Annotated in this window: 1 protein-coding gene; it reads right to left on the minus strand. The window is 63.4% G+C overall.

Annotated elements, in window-relative coordinates:
- Positions 1–26: 26 nt before the first annotated feature.
- A complete protein-coding gene (locus VSX60_RS22260) occupies positions 27–1,583 on the minus strand; it encodes an ISL3 family transposase (protein WP_327626419.1) in 1,557 nt (518 codons plus the stop codon).
- Positions 1,584–1,651 lie beyond the last annotated feature (68 nt).

Genomic DNA, 1,651 nt, shown 5'->3' on the forward strand with positions numbered 1-1,651 from the left:
TGGATCTGACGCATTTTCGATGACGATCATGCGGCGCCGAGCAGCCGGGCTTCGAGCAGGTCGATCTTGGCTCGACCGTACATCTGCCGCTTCACGAGCTTGAGCTTATTGACCTGGCCCTCGGTCTGCCCGTTCGACCAGGGTTCGGTTATCGCGGCACGAACGGCGGCCAGGTCGTTCTGGATGCCACGGACGAACGAAACGAGAAGACTAGAGCCGGCGTCGGCGATCCATGGATCGAGATCCACGACGGTGCGACTGCGGATTATCGTCTGGAAACGGTCGATCAGGGATCGAGCATCTGCCAAGGTCGGAAGGCCGGCCTCGATCGCAGCTACCATGACGGTTTCCGCCTTCGTGAGATGATCGCGCTTCAGCGTCATCAGGCGGGCGATCGATCGAGCCGATGGGACCTTGCGAAGTTGGGCGGTCGTCATCTTCTCCGATCGTCGCCGCCGCGTCGCCCATTCGCTGACAACGCGGGTCGAGCCGCAAAAGCCGAGTTCCCGAAGACGGCGCCATAGTTCAGCGCCGTTGCGGCAGCCGGCCTCCCATTGCGCGTCGAGGAAGGGCAGATACGCATCGAGCGAGCCTTGCCGGGTGCGAAAGACGTCGGTGCGTTCGCCGCGGACGATCTGGCGAACCAGCCCCCGGCTTCGCCCTGTCCGCCGCACGATCTCCTTGACCGGAACGCCATTGGCGGCGAGGCCGGTGATGATGGCGTTCGTCTCCTCGCGCCGGAGATAGCCTTCATATTGCAGGCGTTCGGCCGACGTCAGGAGTTCCGGGTCGACGACGGTGGCGCCGATCGCGGCACGGATCGACTTCATCGACTTCTTCACGGCGTCGAGGAAAGCGGCGCTGGCGTTCTCCATCAAATGCCAGCGATCAGCAATCTGAGCGGCATTTGGCAGGGCCCGCGCCGTCGCCTCTCCATAGCCGCCGCCGCGATCGCGCGAGACGACGGTGATCTCGGGATGATCCGACAGCCAGCCCGCGACAGTCGCAATCTCCCGATCAGGCAGGAGCTTCACGATCCGTCGCCGTTCGAGATCGCAGACGATCGACCCGTAGCGGTGATTTCGGCGAAAAGCGAAGTCATCGATGCCGACGACATTCAGAGTCTCCCGAGGCGATCGTGCTCGTCGCCGCACCACCCGAAGCAGCGTGTCGTTGCTGACCGGCATCATCAGCCGTTGGGCAAAACACGCTGCGGGCCGTCCGCCGAGAGCCAGGCCCAGGTGATGGACGATGCATTCCATTCGGCCGGTGCGACGCGCCCTCTGCGCGACGACCTCGTCGCCGAAGCGTTCGGCGAAGATCTTGCGGCGACAACTTGTTATGTCGCAGCGAAAGCGGCGCGTGATCAGCAACAGGCGCACGGATCGCCCAGCCGAGGGAAGATCCGAAACGTTGCGGACGTATCGGCTGTGCCGCCGGCGCGAGGGTCTTCCGCATGACGGGCATGCGGCTTCTGGCGTTCGAGCCGAAGCGGTAACGAAAAGCACTCTGTCGACGACCTCGAAGCGTTCGACCGAAAGCCCGGCCGGAATCAACGACGAAAGCGAAATAGCGGTCGGCATGTGGCCGTTCTCCTCTTCGGAAAATCGCCATACGGCCCCTCAACTGCATCGGGATTGAGTCAGTCCCA

This window comes from Aurantimonas sp. A3-2-R12, assembly GCF_036016755.1.
GTDB lineage: Bacteria > Pseudomonadota > Alphaproteobacteria > Rhizobiales > Rhizobiaceae > Aurantimonas > Aurantimonas coralicida_A.